The sequence below is a fragment of the Streptomyces sp. NPDC037410 genome (assembly GCF_055602235.1).
On the sequence record NZ_JBVJWR010000012.1, the window covers coordinates 181,342 to 204,467 of the forward strand.

General features: G+C 70.5%; 21 protein-coding genes. 6 read left to right on the forward strand and 15 right to left on the reverse strand.

The features are described from left to right. Positions 1-271 precede the first annotated feature (271 nt). The 10 genes from ACZ7HT_RS21495 to aroA form a co-directional block, all read right to left on the reverse strand. The gene (locus tag ACZ7HT_RS21495; protein WP_471168111.1) at positions 272-1,519 is read right to left on the reverse strand and encodes an ATP-grasp domain-containing protein; all 1,248 of its coding nucleotides are present in this window, start codon (positions 1,517-1,519) and stop codon (positions 272-274) included. After that, the gene (locus ACZ7HT_RS21500; protein WP_471168307.1) at positions 1,516-2,730 is read right to left on the reverse strand and encodes an ATP-grasp domain-containing protein; all 1,215 of its coding nucleotides are present in this window, start codon (positions 2,728-2,730) and stop codon (positions 1,516-1,518) included. Before ACZ7HT_RS21500 ends, ACZ7HT_RS21495 begins: the two co-directional genes overlap by 4 nt. Next, positions 2,730-3,857, reverse strand: a complete 1,128-nt coding sequence (locus tag ACZ7HT_RS21505) for a GNAT family N-acetyltransferase (RefSeq protein ID WP_471168114.1) — start codon at positions 3,855-3,857, stop codon at positions 2,730-2,732. The genes ACZ7HT_RS21500 and ACZ7HT_RS21505 overlap by 1 nt, the downstream gene beginning before the upstream one ends. Positions 3,858-3,867: 10 nt before the next feature. Continuing rightward, positions 3,868-5,142, reverse strand: coding sequence for an ATP-grasp domain-containing protein (locus ACZ7HT_RS21510; protein ID WP_471168117.1), 1,275 nt, complete (start codon positions 5,140-5,142; stop codon positions 3,868-3,870). A gap of 45 nt (positions 5,143-5,187) precedes the next feature. Beyond that, positions 5,188-5,538 carry a carboxymuconolactone decarboxylase family protein gene (locus ACZ7HT_RS21515; protein WP_467458319.1) on the reverse strand — a complete coding sequence of 117 codons (351 nt, stop codon included), beginning with the start codon at positions 5,536-5,538 and terminating at the stop codon, positions 5,188-5,190. A 37-nt stretch (positions 5,539-5,575) separates the two neighbouring features. Then, positions 5,576-6,802 (reverse strand): M28 family metallopeptidase, encoded by a 1,227-nt coding sequence (locus ACZ7HT_RS21520; RefSeq protein WP_471168120.1) that lies wholly within the window; start codon positions 6,800-6,802, stop codon positions 5,576-5,578. Positions 6,803-6,816: 14 nt separating this feature from the next. Continuing rightward, on the reverse strand, positions 6,817-6,996 hold the full coding sequence (locus ACZ7HT_RS21525) for a hypothetical protein (protein WP_467458323.1): 180 nt from the start codon (positions 6,994-6,996) through the stop codon (positions 6,817-6,819). Between the two features lie 75 nt (positions 6,997-7,071). After that, complete coding sequence (locus ACZ7HT_RS21530; RefSeq protein ID WP_471168122.1) at positions 7,072-7,764, reverse strand: CTP synthase C-terminal region-related (seleno)protein; 693 nt, start codon at positions 7,762-7,764, stop codon at positions 7,072-7,074. A 70-nt stretch (positions 7,765-7,834) separates the two neighbouring features. Beyond that, positions 7,835-9,355 (reverse strand): 2,3-bisphosphoglycerate-independent phosphoglycerate mutase, encoded by a 1,521-nt coding sequence (gene gpmI, locus ACZ7HT_RS21535; protein WP_471168125.1) that lies wholly within the window; start codon positions 9,353-9,355, stop codon positions 7,835-7,837. Beyond that, positions 9,352-10,653, reverse strand: coding sequence for a 3-phosphoshikimate 1-carboxyvinyltransferase (gene aroA / locus ACZ7HT_RS21540; RefSeq protein WP_471168310.1), 1,302 nt, complete (start codon positions 10,651-10,653; stop codon positions 9,352-9,354). The genes gpmI and aroA overlap by 4 nt, the downstream gene beginning before the upstream one ends. A 250-nt stretch (positions 10,654-10,903) precedes the next feature. Between aroA and ACZ7HT_RS21545 the strand changes: the two genes are divergently transcribed. Further along, complete coding sequence (locus ACZ7HT_RS21545; protein ID WP_471168127.1) at positions 10,904-11,986, forward strand: helix-turn-helix transcriptional regulator; 1,083 nt, start codon at positions 10,904-10,906, stop codon at positions 11,984-11,986. 29 nt (positions 11,987-12,015) lie between these two features. Here ACZ7HT_RS21545 and ACZ7HT_RS21550 read toward each other — a convergent pair whose 3' ends face one another. Both ACZ7HT_RS21550 and ACZ7HT_RS21555 read right to left on the reverse strand, forming a co-directional pair. Beyond that, positions 12,016-12,390, reverse strand: coding sequence for an ArsR/SmtB family transcription factor (locus ACZ7HT_RS21550; RefSeq protein WP_467458333.1), 375 nt, complete (start codon positions 12,388-12,390; stop codon positions 12,016-12,018). Between the two features lie 189 nt (positions 12,391-12,579). Next, positions 12,580-15,096 carry a molybdopterin-containing oxidoreductase family protein gene (locus tag ACZ7HT_RS21555; protein ID WP_471168131.1) on the reverse strand — a complete coding sequence of 839 codons (2,517 nt, stop codon included), beginning with the start codon at positions 15,094-15,096 and terminating at the stop codon, positions 12,580-12,582. A 390-nt stretch (positions 15,097-15,486) separates the two neighbouring features. Here ACZ7HT_RS21555 and ACZ7HT_RS21560 point away from each other — a divergent pair, with 390 nt between their 5' ends. The 3 genes from ACZ7HT_RS21560 to ACZ7HT_RS21570 all read left to right on the forward strand — a co-directional run bounded on the left by ACZ7HT_RS21560 (position 15,487) and on the right by ACZ7HT_RS21570 (position 18,495). Then, positions 15,487-15,939 (forward strand): hypothetical protein, encoded by a 453-nt coding sequence (locus ACZ7HT_RS21560; RefSeq protein ID WP_471168133.1) that lies wholly within the window; start codon positions 15,487-15,489, stop codon positions 15,937-15,939. A 120-nt stretch (positions 15,940-16,059) separates the two neighbouring features. Further along, positions 16,060-16,800 carry a YcnI family copper-binding membrane protein gene (locus ACZ7HT_RS21565; protein WP_471168136.1) on the forward strand — a complete coding sequence of 247 codons (741 nt, stop codon included), beginning with the start codon at positions 16,060-16,062 and terminating at the stop codon, positions 16,798-16,800. 15 nt (positions 16,801-16,815) lie between these two features. Next, positions 16,816-18,495 carry a copper resistance CopC/CopD family protein gene (locus ACZ7HT_RS21570; protein ID WP_471168139.1) on the forward strand — a complete coding sequence of 560 codons (1,680 nt, stop codon included), beginning with the start codon at positions 16,816-16,818 and terminating at the stop codon, positions 18,493-18,495. On the opposite strand, the gene ACZ7HT_RS21575 is transcribed toward ACZ7HT_RS21570, so the two are convergent. Further along, positions 18,464-18,919 (reverse strand): arsenate reductase ArsC, encoded by a 456-nt coding sequence (locus tag ACZ7HT_RS21575; protein WP_471168141.1) that lies wholly within the window; start codon positions 18,917-18,919, stop codon positions 18,464-18,466. The two genes, ACZ7HT_RS21570 and ACZ7HT_RS21575, sit on opposite strands and share 32 nt — an antisense overlap. A gap of 128 nt (positions 18,920-19,047) precedes the next feature. On the opposite strand from ACZ7HT_RS21575, the gene ACZ7HT_RS21580 reads away from it, so the two are divergent. Both ACZ7HT_RS21580 and arsB read left to right on the forward strand, forming a co-directional pair. Next, positions 19,048-19,359: an ArsR/SmtB family transcription factor gene (locus tag ACZ7HT_RS21580; protein WP_471168143.1), complete on the forward strand. Its 312-nt coding sequence runs from the start codon at positions 19,048-19,050 to the stop codon at positions 19,357-19,359. Positions 19,360-19,486: 127 nt separating this feature from the next. Beyond that, positions 19,487-20,563 (forward strand): ACR3 family arsenite efflux transporter, encoded by a 1,077-nt coding sequence (arsB, locus tag ACZ7HT_RS21585; protein ID WP_471168146.1) that lies wholly within the window; start codon positions 19,487-19,489, stop codon positions 20,561-20,563. Between the two features lie 74 nt (positions 20,564-20,637). Here arsB and ACZ7HT_RS21590 read toward each other — a convergent pair whose 3' ends face one another. Beyond that, positions 20,638-21,327, reverse strand: coding sequence for an ATP-binding cassette domain-containing protein (locus tag ACZ7HT_RS21590; RefSeq protein ID WP_471168148.1), 690 nt, complete (start codon positions 21,325-21,327; stop codon positions 20,638-20,640). Then, positions 21,315-23,126: a phosphate ABC transporter permease subunit PstC gene (pstC, locus tag ACZ7HT_RS21595; RefSeq protein WP_471168151.1), complete on the reverse strand. Its 1,812-nt coding sequence runs from the start codon at positions 23,124-23,126 to the stop codon at positions 21,315-21,317. Before pstC ends, ACZ7HT_RS21590 begins: the two co-directional genes overlap by 13 nt.

Below are 23,126 nucleotides of genomic sequence, written 5' to 3' on the forward strand. Positions count from 1 at the left end.
TCTTGTGGGTTGGTGGTTGTCAGCGGGCCGCACCCGTCGGGTGCGGCCCGCCGTAGCGTCCCGGTACGGGATCAGTCGCAGCAGGCGCAGGCGCACCCGCACTCCTGGCCGTCCTCGGCGACGTCCTCGGCGCCGCTGGTCTCGCAGCAGCCCGAACCGACCATGTCGTCAGCCATGCTTCCTCCTCCCAAGGTGTTGATTCGATGATTTCAAAAGTATCGAATCACGTGGTCTGGTTGACCGTCAACAGATCTTCATCAAGCAGAAGTTGTCAGCAGCAGCTGGTGTGCGCACGGTCCACGGCGGCATCGGCTGCCGCGTCGTCGACCAGCCGGATCGCGAGCTGCTCCCGGACCTTCGCGTAGTCGCGCTCCAGCTGCTCCAGGCTCTCGCCGGCGAGCACGATGCGGCCGAACGCGCCGCCCTTGGGGTGCTCGACGGGGAGCACGGCGTCGCCGGGCTTGACGTCGAACTCGACGAACGGCGGCACCGGCGACTCGAGCCCGCTCAGCGATCCGACGGCCTGCGCGTCGTAGTCGATGCGCCCGCTCCCGTCGAAGACGACGCTGCGGTAGAGCCCGAAGGGCGCCTTGGGGGCCTCGGGTTCCGCGTGCCGCCCCAGGGCGGCCTCGGTGGCGATCAGGCTCGGCTCGTAGCCGGTGGTCGACCAGATCATCTCGACCGCCTGCCCGCCGGGCACACGGGGATTGACCTCGCCGGCCCGCCAGCCGTCCGACGTGAGGGTGAACTGGAGGGCCGCGACCCAGTCGTCGAGGCCGACAGCCGCGAGGACGCGGTCCGCGAGGCCTTCGAGCTCGGCGAGCTGCTCCTCGTCGAGGCGGCTCGGGAAGAACCCTCCGACCTTGACGAAGGTCGGAGGCGGTCCGACCTCCCCCTCGACGACCCACACGACCTGGGTCCGCCCACCGACCCTGGAGGCGAAGACGCCTATCTCGGGCCCGGTCACGTACTCCTCGATGAGCGCCGTGTCCCGGCCCCCCTTCAGGATGTCGCCGACCGCCTGTTCCACCTCCTCGCGGCTCTCGCAGTACTTGAGGCCGGCGGCGCTGGAGGCGTCACGCGGTTTGACGACCACGGGGAGACCGAGCTCCTCGGCGGCCTCGGCTCCCTCTCCGGTTCCGGCGACCACGCGGTTACGGGGCACGGGGACGCCCGCCTCCGCGAGGAGCCGATGGGTCGCCGCCTTGTCGATGCAGTCGCGGGCGGCCTGTTCCGTGATGCCGTGGTCGAGCTGCAGCTCGGCGCGCAGGCGTCCGGCCAGAGGGACCAGGCGCTCGACTCCGGTGACGACGGCGTCGATGGGCTGGTCGGCGTGGGCCGCGGCGACCAGGGCGATCGTGTCGTCCCAGTCGCCGAAGTCGACCTCCAGCGGGTAGTCGGCGAGCATCAGCTGCTCGATCGTCATGTTCTCCTCGGCGAACACGACGTCGTAGTCGGTGTGTTCCTTCAGCTGCTGCACCGTGCGCCGGCCGCCGAGGACGAGGATGCGAGGGGTCAAGGGAGCATCACCTGCTGGTTGTCGGGCTCGACATGGAGTCGGAGCGATTCGAAGATGGCGCGGTACCGGCTCTCCAGCTCCGCGGGGTCGTCGCCGTAGACCACGATGCGGCCGTAGCTGCCGCCGTGCGGGTCGTCGACGCTGCGCACGCTGTCGCCGGGCTCGACGTCGAGCGTGACGGCGGGTGCGTCGATGCCGTCGAGGTCGTACCAGGCCGTGCCGGGGCTGTCGGAGGTGACGCACCGGTACAGGACCCGGGTCGCGGTGGGCGTCCCGCGCGTGACGGGGATCCCGAGGGCGATCTCGGCGGCTGCGCGTGTGAGGTCGATGCCGCTGATGCGCTCGGTGGCGGCGCACAGCTGCCCGCCGGGCGGTCGGGCGGCGACGTTGATGAGGACGGGACCGTCCTCCGCGAGCCGTACCTGCGTGTGGGAGACGGCGTGGTCGAAGCCGAGAACGGCCAGGGCGCGGGTGACGAAGGACGCCACCTCGGACTCCCGCTCCGGGCTGAGTCCGCTCGGGAAGTCGTACCCGGTCTCGGCCTGCCGGGGGCCGGGGCCGACGTGCTGGGCGAGGATGCCGACGACCTCGGTCCTGCCGTCGCTGGTGATGCTCTGCACGGCGTACTCGGGTCCTTCGACCGCGCGCTCCACGAGGAGTGCGGTAGGTCCGAGAATCTCGACTGCGCGGGCCACGTCCTCGGGGCTGTGGCAGAGCATGCTGCCCCGCCCGCCGGAACCGGTCGCCTTCTTGACGACGACGGGCACGGCGGGCAGGCCGAGGCGCTGCGCGGCGGCCGCCGCATCGGCCGGGTCGGAGGCCGGCAGGTGGTCGGGGACGCGTACTCCCCCGCTGGCGAGCACCATCCGCATGCGGATCTTGTCGTGGCAGGCGAGCGCGGCCTGGAGGTCGAGTCCGCGGGTGCCGAGCCGCGCGGCCAGATAGCTGGCCAGCGGCAGGTGCGCGTCGTAGACGGTGAAGACCGCGTCGAGCGGGCGGCCGGCGTGGAGCCAGCGCAGCACCGCCTCGGCGGCGTCCCAGTCGTCCAGGTCGATGTCCAGGGGGACGTCGACCTTGCAGGCGAGATCGAGCGGCGTGGGGTTGTCGAGCAGGACGGACCGTACGTCGAGATGGTGGAGGACGTCGACGACGCGGCGTCCCGAGATGCACGCCACGCTCGGTCGCGTGTCGGCGAGGGAGTCGGTGTTCATCAGCAGCACCGCTTGACTATGTCGAGTTGCTCGTCCGCACCCTGACACCGCTCTTCGAGACGTCGGCAGGCCGCGTGCAGGGCGGCCCGTTCGGCACGATCGGTGGTGTTGAGGGCGAGGTAGAGCGGGACGGGATGGGCGCCGAGCTTGCGCTTCTCCGCGCCGTTGGACCGGCCGAGGTCGATGGAGCCGACGTCGGTCGCGACGGCGCCCTGGATGAGCCGGGCGGCCATGGCCCGGTACGGCACGAAGTGCGAGAGCCGCTCGGTGTCGAGCCCTGCCAGCCACATCGACCACTTCTGGGCGAACTGCCAGCCGGCGAAGACCGCCACGGTCTGCTGGTCGGCGTCGACGGCGGTCACCATGCGCTCGTACGGAGCGAGGCGGGCCTTGACGGCGTGGAGGAACGCCTCGGGCAGCACGTCCGTGGGTGTCCCACGGTTCTCAAGGATGGAGTGCAGGAGGCGTACGAGGGTGTCGGCGTCCGCCGGCGCCTCCGCCACGGTGTACTCGCGGCCGGAGACGCGGCGTTCCTTCTCCAGCTTGCGGCGCAGACGGCCGGGGGCGAAGCCCCAGTAGTCCGCGACGGAGGGCACATCGGTGGAGCAGCGGTACGAGGTGGTGATGTGGGCGGTGGCGTAGCCGTGCCGCAGCAGCAGTCCGCCGAGGTCGCCGGCGGGGGCGTTCGCCACGCCCCAGGTCCGTATGCCGTCGTCGCCCGCGGTCGCTTCCAGGGCGCCGAGCAGCGAGGCGAGCGCGTCCTCGTGGCCGGGCACGGCGAGCGGTCCGCCGTCGAGCGCCGCGAGGCTGTGGGCCAGGAGTACGGGGCCGCCCAGGTCGACCTGGGCGAGGTCCGTCAGATACGAGAGCCGGGGGCAGTCGTGCACCACGTACGCCGGGCACACACCCACGAGGTCGTCTCCGCGGTACGCCATCAGATGGCGGGGCTCGAAGCGGCCCGGCGGGGCGTCCTCGAAGGCGGCGAGCCACTCCCACGTGTGGAAGACGGTCCCGCCGGCCCGGGCGACGACGCGGTTCCACTGCTCGGCGTCGACCGTCTGGATGGAGGTCCGTACCTCGATCCGGTGCGACCCCGAGATCTTCGGTGCGGGTTCGGTGAGGGTCATCCGCGCCACCTCAGCAGCACGACTTGAACTCGCGGCTGTCGGTCTCCGCCGGACCGAGGCCGTCTCCGAACAGCACCTGCAGGCTCAGGGCCTTGCGGACCTCCTGCTCCGCCCGGTCGAGCTCCTCGGCCGTCTCGCCGTAGACCACGATGCGGCCGTAGACACCGCCGTTCGGATGCTCCTTGGGCCGGACGGTCTCGCCGGGTTCGACCTCGACCTCGACGATGGGGCTGAACGGCCCGGTCTCCGCGTCGACTTCGTCGTACAGGAGCGTGCCCGCGGTGTCGAAGACGATGCTCGCGTAGCGCGCGTACGGCACGGTGGCCTTCGCGTCGGGCTGCGGGAGCCCCAGGGCCTGACGCGTGACCGCCTCGGTCATGTCGACGCCGCTGACGGCGGTGGTCATCTCGACGAGCCGACCACCGGGGCGCCGCGCGTTGACCTCGATGACGCGGAAGCCGTCCGGACCGCGCCGGATCTGGGTGTGGCTGATCCAGTCCCGCACGCCCAGAGCGGCGAGGACATCCTGCATGAGGCCGTCCAGTTCGGCGCGCTCGTCCGGCGACAGGCCGCTGGGGTGCTCGTATCCCAGCTCGACGAAGACCGGCGGCGGTGTCATGCGCTGCCCGAAGACGCTGAGGACGCTGGTCTCGGAGTCCTGGGTGAGGGTCTGGACGGCGTACTCGGGGCCGTCGACGTACTCCTCGATCAGGGCCCCGGTCAGGGAGCCGGCCGGAGAGTCGAACAGGGCTCCGACGGCTGCGCGCAGCTCGCGCTCGTCCTGGCAGCACCGCACCCCGAACGCGCCTGCCCCGTCCCGGGGCTTGACGACCGCGGGGTAGCCGATGTCCTCGGCTACCGCGATCGCCTCCTCCACGGTGGTGGCGAGCGCGAAGCGGGGCACGGGCAGACCCGCCTCGCTCAGCACGGTCCGGGTGCGCCACTTGTCACGACAGTTCGCCGCCGCGGTCTCGTCGAGGCCCCGGGGGGTGTCGACGAGGAGCGAGCCCAAGTAAGCCATGAGCGGCAGTCGCGGTTCCGTGTGGGTGAGCACGGCCACCGGGGCCTCGTCGCCGAGCTCGGAGCGAAGGGCGTCGGCCACCGCGTCCCAGTCGTCGAGCGCGACGTCCAGGTGGGCGTCGACCCAAGGCATGCAGTGCCACGGCACCTGCTCGTCCACGAGCACCACGCGGTACCCGAGGTCCCGCACGACGGCGAACTCCCGTTCGCTGCGGCCTCCGAGCACGACGACGGAGCCGGCGCCGCTGTTGGATGGATCAGTCACGTGCTGCGGTCCTTCGAGGTGAGGTCGGATGGAAGCGAGCCGGGGTCAGCAGCAGGTGTTGGCCTTCTTGGCCGCGGCGGCGACGGCCTGGACGGCGGGGCGCTGCAGGGCGTCGAGCTTCATCGCCTCGACGATGCCGGCGATCTGGCCTATCTCCTCGTTCTTGAGCCCGAGCTTCTTGGCGGCGGCGAGGAAGGACCGCACGGTCTCCTCGCGGTCCTGCATGAGCGCGGCGCAGAGGGCGACGGCGGCACGGGTCTTGGCGTCCAGGGCGTCGTGGTCGAAGACGGCGCCGAAGAACTCCTGGTAGCTCTTGGAGAAGGCGGCGTGGTGCTCGCCGACGGAGGGGGCGAGCTGGATGAGCTGGGTGGAGACGGACTGCTGGGCCGCGGCCATGGCGATACTCCTGAAGGGAAAAGGATGGTGAAAGGAATCAGTTCTGGGTGGCGAGGTGGTGGATCGTCTCCAGGACGAGCCGTCCCGCCTTGCCGAGCGCGTCGGGTTCGATCCGCTCGGGGCTGTCGAGCGGCGAGTGGTAGTGCGCCGCCCCGACTCCGATGCCCGCGGCGGGGAAGCCGGCGGACGCGTAGCGCCGGTTGTCGGACGACACCGTTCCCGCGTACAGCTGGATGCCGAGACGCCGGCCGGCGCTGTCGAGTGCGGCGATGATGTGCCGGGGAGCGGGGTCGGCCGGTCCGAGCTCGATCGCGATCTTGCCGTTGAACTTGCCGGCCATGTCGAGGTTGAGCGCGTCGGGTTCGACGCCCGCTGCACGCAGTGTGCGTGCGTGGTGCCCGGAGCCGAGCGTGCCGATCTCCTCGGCGTCGACCAGGGCGAAGACGACGGGACGGGGCAGCGGCTCGGACGAGGTCAGCACGCGGGCGACCTCGCACAGCACCGCGGTCCCACTGGCGTTGTCGCCTGCGCACGGGAAGTGCCGCTCGGGGTCCGACCCGACACCGTCGTAGTGCGCGGTGAGGAGGATGGGCTTCGCCTCCGGATCGCTGCCCGGCAGACCGGCGACGATGTTCGTGCCCATGGCGGGCACACGGATCAGCGGAACGTGGGCGGTGACCACGCCGCCGACCGCGTCGGCCAGCAGGTCCGGTCGTACGGCCACGACGGGGAGTCCGACCGGCGACGGGCCCTGGACCCGCTTGGTGAGGAATCCGGAGGCGTCCGCGTTCTGCGCGGTGAGGATGCCCACCGCGCCGCGCGACACCAGGGTGTCGGCGAGCTCGGCGAAGGCGTTTCCCTGGGGGACCGTGGGCAGGGCTGCCCACTCCCCCGCTCCCGCGTCCTCGGCAACCGTGCCGGTGACGGGCCCGGGCATCGGTCCCGAGCGCGGGTGCTCGGCGAATTCGGCGCGGTGGACGAGCTCGCGGTCGAGCCGCGCGCCCTCCGCCCGGAGGGTGGGCTGGGCTGCCAGACGCATGATCTCGCGGATGGCGAAGCTGTCGAGCTCGGGCACAAGGCCGTACGACTTCAGTTCCGCGGCGAGGAACTCGGTGGCCAGGTCATGCCCGGCCGTGCCTGGCGCGCGCCCCTGCATGTCCGGTGTGCACAGGGCCCGGAGCGTCGTCAGGGCGCGGTCCGCGTCGAACGCGTCCGCCGCCGACCGCGCCGCGACGGGCTCCTGGCCCTGGGCTATGTCCTTCATCTGAGGCGTCTTCCTCAGCAGCCGCCGCCGGGCTCACCGCAGCAGCCGCCGCCCTGACCGCCGGCGACCGAGCCGGTGGCGTCGGCCGGCTCGCCGCAGCAGCCGCCCTGCGAGGCGCCCGCGGTGGCGGTCGGGTCCGTGACGAAACCGCCGACGGGCTCCTGCTCGGCCGCCTCGGTCGAGTTCGTGGTCATGACCCACTTCCTTCCCGCTCATCTGATTCGAACTCTCTTTACTTAAACAAGTATCGAATCAGAGAGATCGCCATGTCAATGGTCGCGCCGCGCCCGCTCGCCCACCGCGTCCAGGAACGCCCTGATGAGCGGGTGGAGTTGGTCCGCCGTCGACGACAACTCGGGCTGGAACAGGCTGCCGACGAAGAAGGGGTGGTCGGGCAGCTCCACCGCGCGGGGCGCCTTCTCCACGTCCCAGCCGCTGATGCGCAGGGAACCGGAGAGGATCTTGTCCTCGTAGTCCGGGTTGAGGCCGTACTTGCAGTGGTACGTCTCCACGGTCTCCGTCAGCCCCGGGTAGGCGGAGGCGAGCCGGCTGCCCGGCGCGAAGGAGAGCGGCGCCGTCTCGCCCACCAGTGAGCAGCAGAGCGGGACGATCAGCGGGGTGGAGGCGTCCGCGTCGTACTGCACGTCCTCCGCGTCCTGGATGCCGAGGACGTTGCGGGCGTACTCGATGAGCGCGTGCTGGAAGCCGCCGCAGGTACCGAGGTAGGGGATGCCGAGGGTGCGGGCGGTGCGGATGGCGAGGAGCACGTTCGCCTGGCTGACGTACGGCGATCCGGGGACCACCCAGATCCCGTCGTACTCGGCGATGGCCTCGGTCACGGTGCTGCTGGGGAGCCAGTCGACGTCGACGCCGAAGGCGGGGACGATCTCGTCGAATCGGGCATGGGCGGGTACGCGGTCGCTGCGGTCGCCGACGAGGGCGAGCCGGGGGCGCGAGGTCATCGGGATGTCTCCGGTCCAGTGGGGGTGAAAGGGGACGCGTTGTCTTCGAGGGAGCCGGACGTCGCTCGGCTCACCACAAGGGCCGCCCGGTCATGCGGGGCGCCGGGTCGAGCCCGAGCAGCGCGAGCACGCTGGGCGCGATGTCGGCGAGGGTGGCGGGTCCCGCGGGCACGGCCGTCTGCTGTCCGACGGCCGGGACGAGCACGGCCGGGACCGGGTTGGTCGTGTGGCCGCCGTACGGCCGGCCCCCGCCTTCCACGGAATCGGTGAGCATCTTCTCGGCGTTGCCGTGGTCGCCGACGAGCAGCACCCAGCGACCCGTCGTCCGCGCGGTGCGGCAGATGGCCTCCACGGCACGGTCGGTGTACTCGGCGGCCTGCCGGGTCGCGTCGAAGTGACCGGTGTGGCCGACGACGTCGATGTTGGCGAGATTGGCGACCACGAGGGGGACGTCGTCACGGCCGGCGGCGGAGGTCACGGCTTCGGTGACCCGGTCGATGTTCATCGCCGGTCGGGCCGTGTAGTCGGCAGCCGTATCGCCGGTGATCCTGACGTGCTCCTCGACGGGGACGACGGTGGCGTCCCGGCCGTTGAGGTAGTAGGTGACGTGCTCGAACTTCTCGGCCTCGGCGATGCGCACGGAGCGCACGCCCTGCGCGGCGAGTGCGGTGGCGAGGCCGCCGCCCGCGTCCGACCGGTGCACCAGCGGCGGTATGGACGCCTCGGTGTCGTACTGGGCGAGGCTGAGAAAGGCGACCCCACGCCCGGCGAGCCGGCCGTGCAGGTCGTCCGCGAGCTGCTGGATGCGATCGCTGCGGAAGTTCGTGAACAGGATGGCGTCGCCGTCCTGGACGAGCCCGAGCGGCCGGCCGTCGGCACCCGTGACGACGCAGGGCGGCACCCATTCGTCACCGCGCCGGGACAACTCCAGCGCCTCCTGCGGCTCGTCGACCGCTTCGCCCTTGCCGTCGACGATCGCGAGGGAGACCTTCTCGGTCAGTTCGAGGTTGCCGCTCTTGTCGAGCGCGTATCCGCGTCCGACGACCGTCGCCACCTGGCCGACCCCCGCCTCGGCGACGAACGTGTCGACGAGCCCGAGATAGGCGGCGGCCGTGTGGTCGGCGACGTCCCGTCCGTCTGTGATCGCGTGGATGCGGACCTGCGGCACTCCGAACTGCGCGGCGATACGCAGCAGTTCCCGGAGATGCCGCACGTCGGCGTGGATCATGCCGTCGGAGCAGAGCCCGATGAGGTGCAGGGCCCCGCCGGTTGCGGCGAGGCGGGTCAGCACGTCGGACAGGGCCTCGTTCGAGCGCATGCGCCCGCTGGAGATCTCCTCCTGGACGAGCACGCTGTCGTACGGGACGGGGCGGCCGGCGCCGATGACCATGTGGCCGATCTCCGAGTTGCCCACCGTCCCGGGGAGCAGCCCGACGGCGGTGCCGGAGGCGTCGGCGAAGACGGCCGGACAGGTGGCGAGCAGGCCGTCGAGGTACGGCGTGGAGGCCGCGGTCAGGGCGTTGGCCTCGCTCGGCTCCGCGTGCCCCCAGCCGTCGAGCACCAGCAGAATGCCCGGGGTGCCGGCGCTCACAGGGTGCTCGTGGTGTTGTCGTCGCGCAGGCTGTCCAGCGTCTTCCAGAACGCCGGGAAGGACTTCGCGACGCAGCCGGGGTCCTTGATGACGACGCCTTCGGTGCGCAGGCCGGCGATGGCGAAGCACATGGCGATGCGGTGGTCGTCGTAGGTGTCGATGACCGCGCCCTGCGGCGTGCCTCCGGTGATGGTCATGGCGTCGGGGAACTCCTCGACGGTGATGCCCATCTTGCGCAGCTCGGTGGTGACGGCCGCGATGCGGTCGCACTCCTTGATGCGGAGGCTGGCGATGTTGCTGATGTGCGTGGTGCCCTGGGCGAAGGCGGCGACGACCGCGAGGGTCGGGACGACGTCGGGCATGGTCTCCATGTCGATGTCGATGCCGTGGAGTTCCCCGCCGGTGAGGGTGATGGAGTCGTCGGTGATCTCGGCCGTGCAGCCCATGCGGACCAGCGCGTCGACGAGGCCGACGTCGCCCTGCTTGGAGTTGCTGCCGATGCCCGGGATGGTGACCGTGCCGCCGAGCACCGCGGCCGCGGCGAGGAAGTACGACATGCCGGAGGCGTCGGGCTCGACGTTGACCGTGCCGCCGCGCAGCTTCTGGCCGGCGGCAACCTTGAAGCGGGTGTAGCCGTCGCGCTCGACGACGACGCCCATCTCGGCGAGGGCGGCGATCGTCATCTCGACGTACGGCTTGGAGATCAGGTCGTCGACGACGTGGACCTCGGTGTCCTGCTCCGCGCGCGTGGCGTTGACCAGCAGGCTGGAGGTGAACTGGGAGCTGACCGCTCCGCTGATCCGGGTGGAGCCGCCGCGGAAGCTCGGGCCGGTGACCTTGATCGGCGGGCTGCCGTTGCCGCGGACGGCCTCGGCCGTCACGCCGAGGCCGGGCAGCGCTTCGAGGAGGGAGCCCATGGGGCGCTCCTGCATGCGCTTCGTACCGGTGAGCACGGTCGTCCCCTCGGCATGACCTGCCATGGAGATCAGGAACCGGATCGGGGTGCCGGCCGCTCCGACGTACACCTCCTCGGCCGGGGCCACCATCGGCCTGCCGGTGGGCGTGACGGTGATCCGCTCCTTCGCGGCGTCGATGTCCACCTCGACGTGACCGAAGGCGCGCAGCGCGCCCGCGAGGAACTGCGTGTCGTCGCAGACGAGGGCACCCTCGATCGTGGTGGCCTCACCGGACAGAGCGGCGAGCGCGAGGTAGCGGTTGGAGTAGCTCTTGGAGCCGAGGACCTTCACCCGCTTGTCGAAGGTCTGCAGCGGTCGGATCGTGACGCTTTCGGCCTTCATCCGCAGATCTGTCTCGAACGAGCTCAAAGCCTTCTCCCGATGGTTGTGGCGTCGCGTCGTGACGCCGGGGGGTGACGCGTTCGAGACTGCGGGCGCCGCCGGGCGCATGAGAAGTTCCCTCCAGGGGCAGCAAGTTGCCGGGCAACATGCTGCCGGTCTTGATCAGATTGCGGCGCGAGAAGACCATCGAAACGATCGATCACCGTGCTATCTTGAAGAAATTCAATTCAGCAGCAGGCCTGGGGGGCGGATGTTGCAGTCACTGGGATTGGACGAACTGGCGTACACGATCTACCGCTTCGCACTCGACCGGCCAGGGTGCCACCTCGACGATCTACTGCTCGGCATTGACGCGCCTGAGGCCGCCGTACGGCAGAGCGTGAACCGCCTCGTGGAGCTCTCCCTGCTGCGCCAGGTGTCCGGCACCCTCGTACCGACCCGGCCTCCGCTCGCCCTGTGCACGATGCTGGAGCGGCAGCAGTCCGAACTCCTCCGCAGACAGCAGGAGTTCGTGCACATCAAGGCCGCGGTGGACCGACTCTCCGAGGAGTACGAGGACGCTCAGGCACGGAGTACGCACGCCGGGTGGGAGCGTCTCGAGTCCCAGGCCGCGATCCACGCGCGCATGGAGCGCCTGGCCGGCCGGGCCACCACCGAGTGCGTCTCCCTGCTTCCGGCCGGCGCGAACAGCGCCGAGGCGATGCACGCCCGCCGCCCGATGGACCAGCACATGATGGACCGCGGGGTCCTGGTCTGGAACGTCTACCTGGAGAGCGTCTACAACGACCGGGCCGGCCTCGCCTACGCCCGCTGGATCGCCCACAGCGGCGGAAAGGTCGGCACGGCCCCGACTCTGCCACTCTGGCTCGTCGTGTACGACCGGACCACGGCCCTGCTGCCGGTCGATCCGAAGAACCCGGACGCCGGAGCCGTGCAGGTGTCGGGCGCCGGGTACATCACCGGGCTGATCGCGCTGTTCGAGCGGCTCTGCGAGAGCATGACGCCGCTGGACGCGCCGGGCGCTTGCGAGGGAGACCAGCCCACACCGCTGGAGAAGGAACTGCTTCGTCTGATGAGCCAAGGACTCACTGACGAAGCGGTGTGCAAGAAGCTCGGCGTCGGCCTGCGCACCGCGCGCCGCATGATCGCCGACATCATGGAGCGCCTGGGCGCCCGTAGCAGGTTCGAGGCCGGGGCCAAGGCGGTCGAGCGCGGCTGGCTGCGTCCCTGCGCGTGCGGCGGCGATCAGCCCGTGCGCGCCGCCAAGGACACGAAGGCCGCCGCGATCCCGTCCACGATCACCGAGGGTCTGAGCGTCGGCGTTCTGGTCTGAGCCCTGGGGAGCCGTTGCGCCGGACGAGATCAGGCTTCGGCGACCGCCAGCTCCCCCATGTTCGGGACGGCGAGCAGACCGGAGAGCAGGCTCAGGTTGTCCCGCCGGATGCGGTAGTAGACCCACGTGCCACGGCGCTCGGACGTCACCAGATTCGCCTCGCGGAGGATCTTGAGGTGGTACGAGATCGTCGGCGCCGAGAGGTCGAAGGGGCCGGTCAGGTCACAGACGCACACTTCCCCCTCACCCGTTGCGCTCGCGATCATCGACAGCAGACGGAGCCGGATCGGGTCACCCAGGGCCTTGAACATCTTGGCCGTGCCCGCGGCCCGTTCCTCGTCGAGGGGCGCGGCTATGACGGGGGTGCAGCAGGTTACGGGGTCGATCACCTCAAGCTGGGACATCTGTCTAGTTTTACAGTTGTCGAATCTTTGCGCAACTGACAATTGACGGGACGAGAGGCACCGCATGTGCCCTTCTGCCAGGGGAAATGGCCCTGCCTCCGCGCGACGGGGGGGCGCACGGAGGCAGGGCCGGGATGCCCGGCGGGGGGTGTGTGGCGGGGTGGTCCGCCGGGCCGGCTGACGCTCCGATCAGACCGGAGCCTTGGTGACCCGGCAGGCGAAGCACTTGTACGCCTGCTGGCCGGAGAGGTTGTCGTAGTAGCGGTCGTCGACGAGGGTGTTCGCCGCCTCGTAGTGGTCGGCTCCCAGCTCCTCCGCGAGCTGCTGGGCGGGGCCGAACGTGTTGGGCAGGAAGACGGTGTCCTCGCGGATGCCCTCCCAGTACAGGGCCGTGGCGGTGACCTTGCCCCGAGGGCTCTCCACGATCACGTCGTCGCGGTCCTCGATTCCGAGCCTGCGCGCCGTGTCGGGGTGGATCTGGAGGAGCCGGATCCCGTTGAGGCGTGCTCCGGTGGGCGTCCAGTGGGTGACGGAGGCGAAGTGGACCACGCTCGGCCGGCCGGTCATGCCCATGAGCGGGTAGTCGCGGTGGACGGAGCCGTCGCCCTTCACTCCGAGCCGCACCGGATGCGTGACGGCCTGCGGGTTGATCGGGCTGGTGATGAAGCGCTTCTCGTACGTGAGCGTGGGGTGTGCGCCGGTCACCTCGGGGTGGGTGTAGAAGCTGGGCAGTGCCGCGTGCCCTGCGGTGCCCAGCTGCCGGTCCAGCTCCTCGGTGTAGATCTCGATCCTGCCGCTGGGGGTGAGGAAGCGCTGCCCCTTCTTGGCTCCGAGCGACTCGGCGGCCTCGTACCAGGAGGGGTGGTCCTGGTAGAGCGCGCTGACGCCGGGGTGGTCGGTCGTCGGGCAGGGCCAGCGCAGGGGCTCCGTGCGCTTCTGCATCCGCTCCTGCGTCATGCCGCCCACGCCCGGGGTGTGCTTGACGAACTCGGCCCAGAGAGTCGAGTAGTCCTTCCAGGCCAGGGGGAAGGCGTCGGCCCAGTAGGCGTGACCCTTGCGGCGGTCCTGGCGAGCGAAGGCGTGGGCGAGGTCGATCCAGATCTCGTAGTCGGTCTTGGACTCGCCGCAGCGCGGGACCGCGGCCTCCTGCCAGCGGATCGCCCGGTCGTCGCGCCGCATGTACACGCCTTCGTACTCCAGCGGCGAGCTGACGGGGAGGACGACGTCGGCGTAGTAGGCCGCCTCCTCCATGAAGAGGCCGGTGTAGACGTAGAAGTCGAGCTTGCGGAACGCCTCCTTGACCTTCTCCGTGTGGGCGGAGGAGATCAGGGGGTTGCCCTGGGTGATGATCGCCTTCAGGGGATACGGCTTGCCGGTGAGGATGGCCTCGGCGAAGTAGTCGGGGCCCACGGGCAGGGCGGTGCCCACGTCGGGCGTGCGGACGGTGAGCGGGGGCAGGTGCAGGTCGCCGGGCCAGGTGTTGTGCATGAAGTTGCACCCGGTGCCGAGCCGGCCGATGTTCCCCGTGACCGCGGCGAGGAACGTGAGAACGCGGTACGTGTCGAAGGCGCCGAGCTGGTGCGAGATGCCGGCGTTGCAGAAGATGGCCGCCTTGTCGGCACGGGCGTAGTCGCGCGCGATGCGGCGGATGGTCTCGGCCGGGACGCCGGTGACCGTGGAGGCCCACTGCGGCGTGTACCCGGACGCCGCCATGTGGGCCTGGAGCTCCTTGAAGCCGAGGACCCAGCGGTCGACGAACTCCCTGTCGTACAGGTGCTCGTCGAGGATGTGGTGGAGGATGCCCAGGGCCAGGGCGAGGTCGGTGTGCGGCTTCGGGGAGATCCACTCGTCGGCGAGCGCGCCCGTGGGAGTCTGCCGGGGGTCGACGACGACGAGCGTGGCGCCCGTACGCGCTCGCCCGCGGAGCAGGTAGTCGAAGGTGACGGGGTGGGTCTCGGCCTGGTTGGTCCCGAGGAAGAGGAAGTAGTCGGCGGAGCCCAGGTCGTCCTGGCCGGTGGCGCCGTCCGTGCCGTAGCCGTTGGTGAAGTTCCCGAGGCCGAAGGTGGCCTTGAGGGCGTTGCCGCCGGCGTCGTTGCAGACCGGGCCGACGTCGGTGTTGTTGGGGCTGCCGAGGAGGGTGAACAGGCGGGCAACCAAGGAACCGGTGCCCCGGGGAAGACGGCCGGTGGTCCGGTTCGCGATCGCGGCGACCTCACCGCTGTCGCGCAGCGCCAGAAGGCGGCGTGCGATCAGGTCGAGCGCCTCGTCCCACGTGGCCTCGCGGAAGGCGGAGTCCCTGGCGCCCTTCCTGCCGCCGGTACGGATCAGGGGCTTGGTCAGGCGCAGGGGGTTGTGGGTGATCTCGGCCATCATCGGGGCCTTGACGCAGATGTTGCCCTGCTGCACCGGGTCGCCCGACGCGCCCTGGACGCTGATGACACGGTCGGCGCGGACTCCGACGGAGATCGCGCAGTTCGAGTTGCAGAACTGACAGGCGCTCTTGACCGTCCGGTCGGGGTGGAGGGCCGCCGAGCCCTCGGTGAAGTTCAACAGACCGCCCTCGCCGACGGTGGTGGATGGTGCGACGTTCGCGGGGTCTCCCCCGGCCGCGGATGCGGTCGGAACGTTGACCATCAGGGCCGCGCTGGTCAGCACGGCGCTCTGGACCACGTTCCGTCTGGAGACAGATTTGCTGCTGTGGGACACGTCCGACTCCCCCTGTGGTGTGGCAGGCGTCGAGAGCCTATGGTGATCACCACCCCCTGTCTAGAGATTCATCGAATCAAGGGGTTACAGTGTGGCGCGCGCCGTCCCGTTGCGCGGACTGGCCTGTCTCCACACTGCTTTGACGCTCTGTCAGCTCTGTTCCATGCATGTCGACATCGAACCCGCAGGGGGGTGGGGATGAATCCGTGTGCGCGCTCGCGGCTCGGAGCGGGCCTCATCCGCACCTTTCTCCTCACCTGGCTGAGCGTGGTGATGTCGGCCTGCGGTCACAGTGTGGCGACAGGGGCGTCGCCCTCCTGGGGTGCGCTCACGATGGGCTCGACGGCCGTAGCCCTGTTGGTGACACCCCTTGCTCGACGTCGTCCGACGGTGCTCGCGAACGCGGGCGTTCTTGCCGCGCTCCAGATCGGACTGCACGCGTTCTTCTCGGCCACGATGCAAACGAGCCCGATGCAGCACTCGATGAGCGCGATGCACGAGGCCATGGCTCCCTCGCCCTGGACGGCAGCCCTTCCCACCGTCCCCATGCTGTGCGGTCACCTCGTGGCTGCGGCCGGGGTCGCGTGGCTGCTCCGTGGCGGCGACGTGGCTACGGCTCACGTACTCGAACTGGCCCGCCTGTACGGGGCCGATGCCGTCCGGCTCGTACGCCACGCATGGCGTAGTCGTCTGCTGGGGCAGTGCTGCTCACGCGAGGCGCTCACAGCACTCGTTCGCCGAGCCGCGCCCAGGTGGCAGGCGGCGCCGCCGGGCCCCCGGCTTCTGCTCGTCCACGAGGTGACGCGACGCGGTCCGCCGCGCTGGACGGCCGCCCTCGGCTGACGCCGGCATCGCCGCGTCCGTACCGAGGCCGGATCTTCCATGCCATCCCTCGTCCCGCCCCACGAGCGCGTACGCCGCATCAGGCGACGCGCGGGGCGTCATCTCCCTGGAGTCACACTCATGCGCACTTTCGCACGCCTCGGCGTCGTCGCCGCGACCGCCGTCGCCGGCCTCACCTTCGCCTCCCCCGCCTTCGCCCACGTGTCCGTCCAGCCGGAGGGCACGGCCGCCAGGGGCGGATACGCCACCGTGAACCTGAAGGTCCCCAACGAGCGGCCCAACGCCTCGACGGTCAAGGTCGAGCTGTCGCTCCCGACCGATCACCCGCTGGCCTCGGTCATGCCGGAGGCGGTGCCGGGGTGGACCATCGAGGTGACCAAGGGGAAGCTCGCCAAGCCGCTGACGCTGCACGGCAAGAGCATCACCGAGGCCGTCAGCAAGGTCACCTGGACCGCCACCGACAAGGGCATCCAGCCGGGCTACTTCCAGAAGTTCCCGCTGTCCCTCGGCCAGCTCCCCGAGGACACGGACGAGCTCGTCCTCAAGGCGCTGCAGACGTACGACAACAAGGAGGTCGTGCGCTGGATCGAGCCGCCGGTGGAGGGCCAGGAGGAGCCGGAGCACCCGGCCGCCGTGCTGAAGCTCTCCGCCGCCACCGATGACCACCACGGCGGGTCGGCGGCCTCGGCCGAGCCCGCCACGAAGCCCTCGACCGGTGGTGACCACGACGACGAGAAGGCCCAGGCACACGACGACAGCGAGCACGATGGCGGGCGGTGGCTCGGCATCGCCGGGATCGTCCTGGGCGCTGCCGGACTCGTCACGGCTCTGGTCACCAGCCGTCGCCGCAACAACGCCTGATCCGGCGGGGCTGCCATGACGATCACCGTCTCCCGCGCGCACCGATGGGTCGCCGTCCTGCTGGCCGGCCTGGCCCTGCTCGTCGCCGGGGCCTCTCCGGCCGACGCGCACGCCGTGCTCACCGGCAGTACGCCCGCGCGCGGGGCGGTGGTCGCCGATGCCCCGTCCCGGGTGGTGCTCACCTTCACCGAGGAGATCGCACTCAGCGCCGACGCCGTACGCGTGCTGGATCCCGCCGGCCGGCGCGTGGATGACGCGCGGCCCGTGGAGGAGGGCGGCGGCTCGTACGCGGTGGGTCTGCGGAGCGGGTTGCCCCGAGGGACGTACACGGTGGCGTACCAGGTCGTGTCCGCCGACAGCCACCCGGTCGCGGGCGCGTTCACCTTCTCCGTGGGTGCGCCCTCGGCGACGTCGGCCGGCGCGGTGCCGGCCGTGCGGGATCCGGATTCCGGCACCGTCGGGTGGGCCTACGCGACGGCGCGCTTCGGCGCGTACGTCGGGATGGTTCTCCTGACGGGTGCGGTCTGCTTCCTGCTGGCGTGCTGGCCGCAGGCACGAGAGCATCACCTGCTGCGCCGCGCTGTGGCAGCGGGGTGGGCGGTACTGCTGACGTGCACGCTCGCTCTGCTCGTTCTCCGGGGGGCGTACACCGGCTCCGGGAATCTCGGAGAGGTCGCCGATGCCGCGCGCCTCGGCGAGGTGTGGGGCACCAAGGCAGGTGTGCTCTTCGGGGTGCGCCTGGGGCTGCTGGCGGCGGGCGCCGTGATGTGGATCTGGTGGCGGAGGACTGCCGCGGCGGGTGCCACCCGTGTCGCACTCGTCGGCGGATCGCTCCTCGGAGCCGCGCTCGCCTGGACATGGGCGGGCGCCGAGCACGCCTCGGCGGGACTGCAGACCGCTGTCGCCGTGCCTGTCGACGTGGTGCATCTGCTGGCGGCCGGCGCATGGATCGGCGGGTTGTTCGTCCTGACCACCGCATTGATGCGCCTGGACTCGGTGCCTGCGGAGGCAGTGGCGCGATTCTCGCGGGTCGCGTCGGTCAGCGTCGGTGTTCTCGTGGCCACCGGGCTCTACCAGTCGTGGCGCCAGGTGGGTTCGCTGCCCGCCCTGACCGAGACCCGCTTCGGGCTGCTGCTGCTCGCCAAGTCGGTCGGCGTGGCCCTGTTGCTCTGCCTCGGCTACGTCTCGCGCCGCTGGACGGCCCGTCTGGACAGTGGGCAGGTCCCTGTACGCAGACTCCGGCGCTGGGTGGCGACGGAGGCCGTCCTCGGGGTCGCCGTTCTGGTGGTCACCACTGTTCTGACCACGACGGAACCCGCGCGTTCGGAGGAGGCGGCGACGACAGCGGCGGCCGTCGCCGTCGTGTCCGTCGAGGCGTCGTTCGACAGCGGGGGCCCCAAGGGGGAGGGGAAGGCCGACATCGTCGTGGATCCTGGGCGGGTCGGCGCCAACGCGGTCCATGTGACCGTGACGGACCCGTCCGGCAGGCTCCTCGATGTGCCCGAGATACGGGCCACGCTGACGTCGTCCGGCGGGATCGGCCCCTTGCCTGTCCCCCTGCGGCGCGCGTCGGAAGGCCACTGGACCGTCTCCGGCTTCCAGGTGCCGACGCCGGGCGCATGGGAGCTGGCACTGACGGTGCGGACCTCCGACGTCGATCAGATCACGCTGCGTCGTCCGCTCGATCTCCGCTGACGCCGGCGTCGTACGTGTTCCGGCTGATCTCGGCGACGAGGTCCGCGACGCGCTCCTTGATCTCGTCGCGTATCCGGCGCACGACGTCGAGACCCTGGCCCGCCGGGTCCTGCAGCGCCCAGTCGCGGTACTGCTTGCCGGGGAAGACGGGGCAGGTGTCGCCGCAGCCCATGGTGATCACGTAGTCGCTGCTCTTCACCATCTCCGGGGTCAGCACCCGCGGGGTGAGTCCGACAAGGTCGATGCCCACCTCGGACATGGCGGCCACGGCCTGCGGGTTGATCTGCTCGGCAGGGAGGGTGCCGGCGGAGCGGACTTCGACGTTCCCCTGGGACAGGTGCTGGAGCCAGGCGGCGGCCATCTGCGAGCGGCCGGCGTTGTGGACGCAGACGAACAGGACGGAAGCGCGGGGGATGGCAGCCATGTCGATCCTCGGGTGGTGCGGTGTGGTGCTTTTGGCAGGTGAGGAGTGGCGACGTGCCGATCGAATCCCTGGGGGAGACTGGGGGAAAGCGGTGGCCGTGACACCCCCGATCGTGAGAGTATCAGCACATGCTGACATCAGTCGACAGTGACATTTTGAAGGTGCTGGCCGACCCCCTGCGACTTCAGATCGTGACACTGCTGGCACGCGAGTCCCTCTGCACGACCCACCTGGTCGAAGAGACGGGGGCCCGCCAGACCAACCTGTCCAACCACCTGAAGGTGCTCCGCGAGGCGGGCCTCGTCGACACGGAGCCCTGCGGCCGGTGGGTGTACTACAAGCTCAAGCCCGAGGCGCTGTCCGCGCTCGCGGGCGAGCTGACCGGGCTCGCGGCCGCCGCGCAGGAGACCGCCGACAACGACCGCAAGCGGAGCTGCTGACATCAACAGGAACTGACATCATCGAAGGATGGTGTCAGTTCACAGTGATGTGAGAACATCCCCACATGCTCACCTCAGTCGAGGCTGATGCGATCACGGAGACCGGCTCCTGCCCGAGGCGGCGCCCGTGACGCTCACCGACCCGGACACCACCTCCACCACAGCCCTCACCCGTCGCCTGTCGACCCTGGACCGCTACCTGGCGGTGTGGATCCTCCTCGCGATGGCCGGCGGTCTCCTCCTGGGGCGGCTCGTCCCCGGACTGAGCGGTGCTCTCGCCGCCGTCGAGGTCGGCGGCATCTCGCTGCCCATCGCCGTCGGACTGCTCGTGATGATGTACCCGGTGCTCGCGAAGGTCCGGTACGACCGCCTCGACGCCGTCACGAGCGACCGGAGACTCATGGTCTCCTCGCTGGTCGTCAACTGGATCGTCGGCCCGGCGGTCATGTTCGCCCTCGCCTGGATCTTCCTGCCCGATCTCCCCGAGTACCGCACCGGGTTGATCGTCGTGGGCCTCGCACGCTGCATCGCGATGGTGATCATCTGGAACGACCTCGCCTGCGGCGACCGGGAGGCCGCAGCCGTCCTCGTCGTCCTCAACTCCTTCTTCCAGGTCGTGGCGTTCGGCCTCCTGGGCTGGTTCTACCTCGACCTGCTGCCGCGGTGGCTGGGGCTCGGGGACGGCCAGGGCCTGGACGTCTCGCCGTGGCAGATCGCACTCAACGTGGTCGTCTTCCTCGGCGTGCCCCTGCTGGCCGGCTTCCTCACGCGCCGGATCGGCGAGAGCAAGCTGGGCAGGGACGGGTACGAGCAGGGGTTCCTGCCTCGCATCGGGCCGTGGGCGCTGTACGGCCTGCTGTTCACGATCGTCGTGCTGTTCGCCCTCCAGGGGAAGACGGTCACGTCGCAGCCGCTCGACGTGGCGCGCATCGCCGTTCCGCTCCTGGTCTACTTCGCCGTGATGTTCTTCGGCTCCTTCGCGCTCGGCAAGGCGGTGGGGCTGCCGTACGACCGCACCGCGACCCTCGCCTTCACCGCCGCCGGCAACAACTTCGAGCTCGCCATCGCCGTCGCGATCGCCACGTTCGGCCTCACTTCGGGGCAGGCGCTGTCCGGCGTCGTCGGCCCGCTGATCGAAGTACCCGTGCTCATCGGTCTGGTCTACGTCTCGCTCTCCCTCAGGAGGCGCTTCGAGCGGACGTGACCTCCTGCGCGGAAACGGAGGGTGGTCGGAGCAAGGCACCGACCACCCACCGAAAGAGCTACCGCTCCAACCGCTCAACCCACAGGAGCGGGGCTCGGCACCGCCACCGGCGGATCCAACTGCACCGTTCTGTCGCAGAGTCGCGCCACCTGGGAAGGGTCGTGCGACACGAGCAGGACGGTCCGGCGGCCGCGCAGAGCTGCCACGGACTCCTCGACCGTGTCCCGACTCCGTTCGTCCAGAGCGCTCGTCGGCTCGTCGAGGAGCAGCGCAGCCGGTTCCAGGGCCAGGGCGCGCGCGAGACAGAGTCGCTGACGCTGGCCGGCGGACAGGTTCTGGGCCGGAGAGTCGAGCCGGTCGCAGACCTCCTTCCACAGGCCTGCCTCGTTCAAGGCCTGCTCGGCCCGGTCACGCAGGGTCTCCCGGGAGGCCCGCATGACGTGCCGGATCCCGAAGAGGGCGTTGTCGAGGATGCTGCCGCCGAAGACCACCGGCGTCTGGGGCACGAGCACGACCTTGGTCCTGAGGTCGGCGTCGCCCTTCCGGGGCGCGATCGGACGCCCCAGGACCTCAAGGTGCCCGTCCCGGGTGAGCCCGGCGGGAAGCAGGTCGACGAGCGCGCGCAGCACCGTGGACTTGCCGGCGCCCGACGGCCCGCAGAGGCCGGTGGTCGACCCCTGCTCCAGGCCGAAGGAGACGGGCCCGACGAGGGTCTTCTCCCGGTCCCGCACCCGGAGTTCTCGTACAGCGATTACGTGGTCCATCGCTCCCCCTCGAAGCGGTTGCGCAGCGCGACCGCCACGCCCAGCAGTACAGCCGTGATGAGCACCAGGACCAGTGCGCTGCCCCACGCCTGCGAGACCGCCTGCGGGTCGCCCGAGTCCTGGGACAAGTTGAAGATGTGGGTGGGCAGAGACTGCACGGGGGCGTTCACGATCCCGCTGGGCAACGCGGGCGCACCGAAGACCACCGTGGCGGTGAACAGGAGTGGCGCGGTCTCCCCCGCTGCACGAGCCAGTCCGAGCAGGAGCCCGGTGACCGTGGCCGGCCAGGCGTACGGAACGACGACGGACCGGATGTACTGAGCGCGCGAAAGGCCGAGCGCCAGGGCACTCTCGGTCATCTCCGTCGGCATGCCGCTGACCCGCCCGGCGGTCGTGATCGCGACCACGGGTACGACCACCGGCACGAGCACGATGGCACCCGCCAGCCACGACCGGCCCCAGCCCATGGCGCTGCAGATGATCACGAACCCGGCAAGACCGAGGAGGATCGTCGGCGTCCCGCCCACCACCACGGTCACCGTCTGCAGGACGCGGGAGGCGCGGCCGGAGGCGTTGACACCGAGCAGGATGCCCGCCCCGAATCCCAGGGGCAGCGAGATGAGCCCCGTGGTCACGACGAGAAGGAGGGTGCCGAGGATCTGGTCGCTCACCCCACCGCCGGCCGAACCGGCCGCGGACGTGAACCAGAACGATGGCGAGAAAGCCACGCTCCCCCGCGTCGCGAGGATGGCGAGCATGGCCACGAGCAGCGCGCCGGGCAGAAGGAGCGCCCCCACACGCAGCAGCCCCACGGCCTTGTCGATCTCCCCGCGCATCCTCGACGACTGCCGCTTCCGGTTGCCCCGCATCGCGGAACCGGAGCCCGACGTGCGCCGGATGCCCCACACGGTCGCGGCGGCGACCAGAGCGAGGAGGATCAGGCCAAGGCCGCAGATCGCGGCGAAGTACGGGCCCGAGGTGCCTGCCAGGACCGGCTCCGGTCCGGCCAGCTTCGTGGTGAGCGTCTGCCCGGGATGAACGAGCGAGTCGAGCAGCTCGCCGAATGACGTGGGCAGCCTTCCGTCGGCCCTTCCCACGACCAGGAACACGGCGATCGCCTCACCGAGCGCCCGGGCGAGGCCCAGGAGCACGCCGGCTCTCATCCCCTGACGGGCCTGCGGCAACACCGCCGACCGGACGACTTCGCGCCGCGTGAGTCCCAAGGAGTAGGCAGCCTCGCGGTACCGGTCCGGTACGGCGGACAGGGCGTCCACGCTCACGGCCACGATGGTCGGCATGATCATCACCGCAAGGACGATGCCGCCCGCCAGGAGGCTGTCACCGCCCGGCACATCACCGATCCACGCGATGAAGGGACGCACCGCCATGATGCCGATGAGCCCGTACACGATGGACGGGACGGCCGCGAGGAGCTCCACGCTCATCCGCAGGGGCCGGGCGAACCGGGGCGGCAGGTACTCCGAGAGCGCGATGGCCGCCGCCCACCCGACCGGGACGGCGAGCACGAGCGAGACCAGGCACACGACGGCCGAGCCGTAGATCATGGCCAGTCCGCCGAAGACGGAGTCGGTCGGACTCCACATCGGCTCCGCCAGGAGGTCGATCCAGTCGACCGTACCGCTGAGCACGCCGACGCCGAGGTAACCGACGAGCACCAGCATGACGCCGGCGACGGAGACCGCGCCGGCGCCCACCCAGGCCCACACCCACCGCGAGGGGTGTGGGCGAGGTGATGTGTCCGGTGCGGCAGGCTGCCGCACCGGCGTCTTCACTGTCAC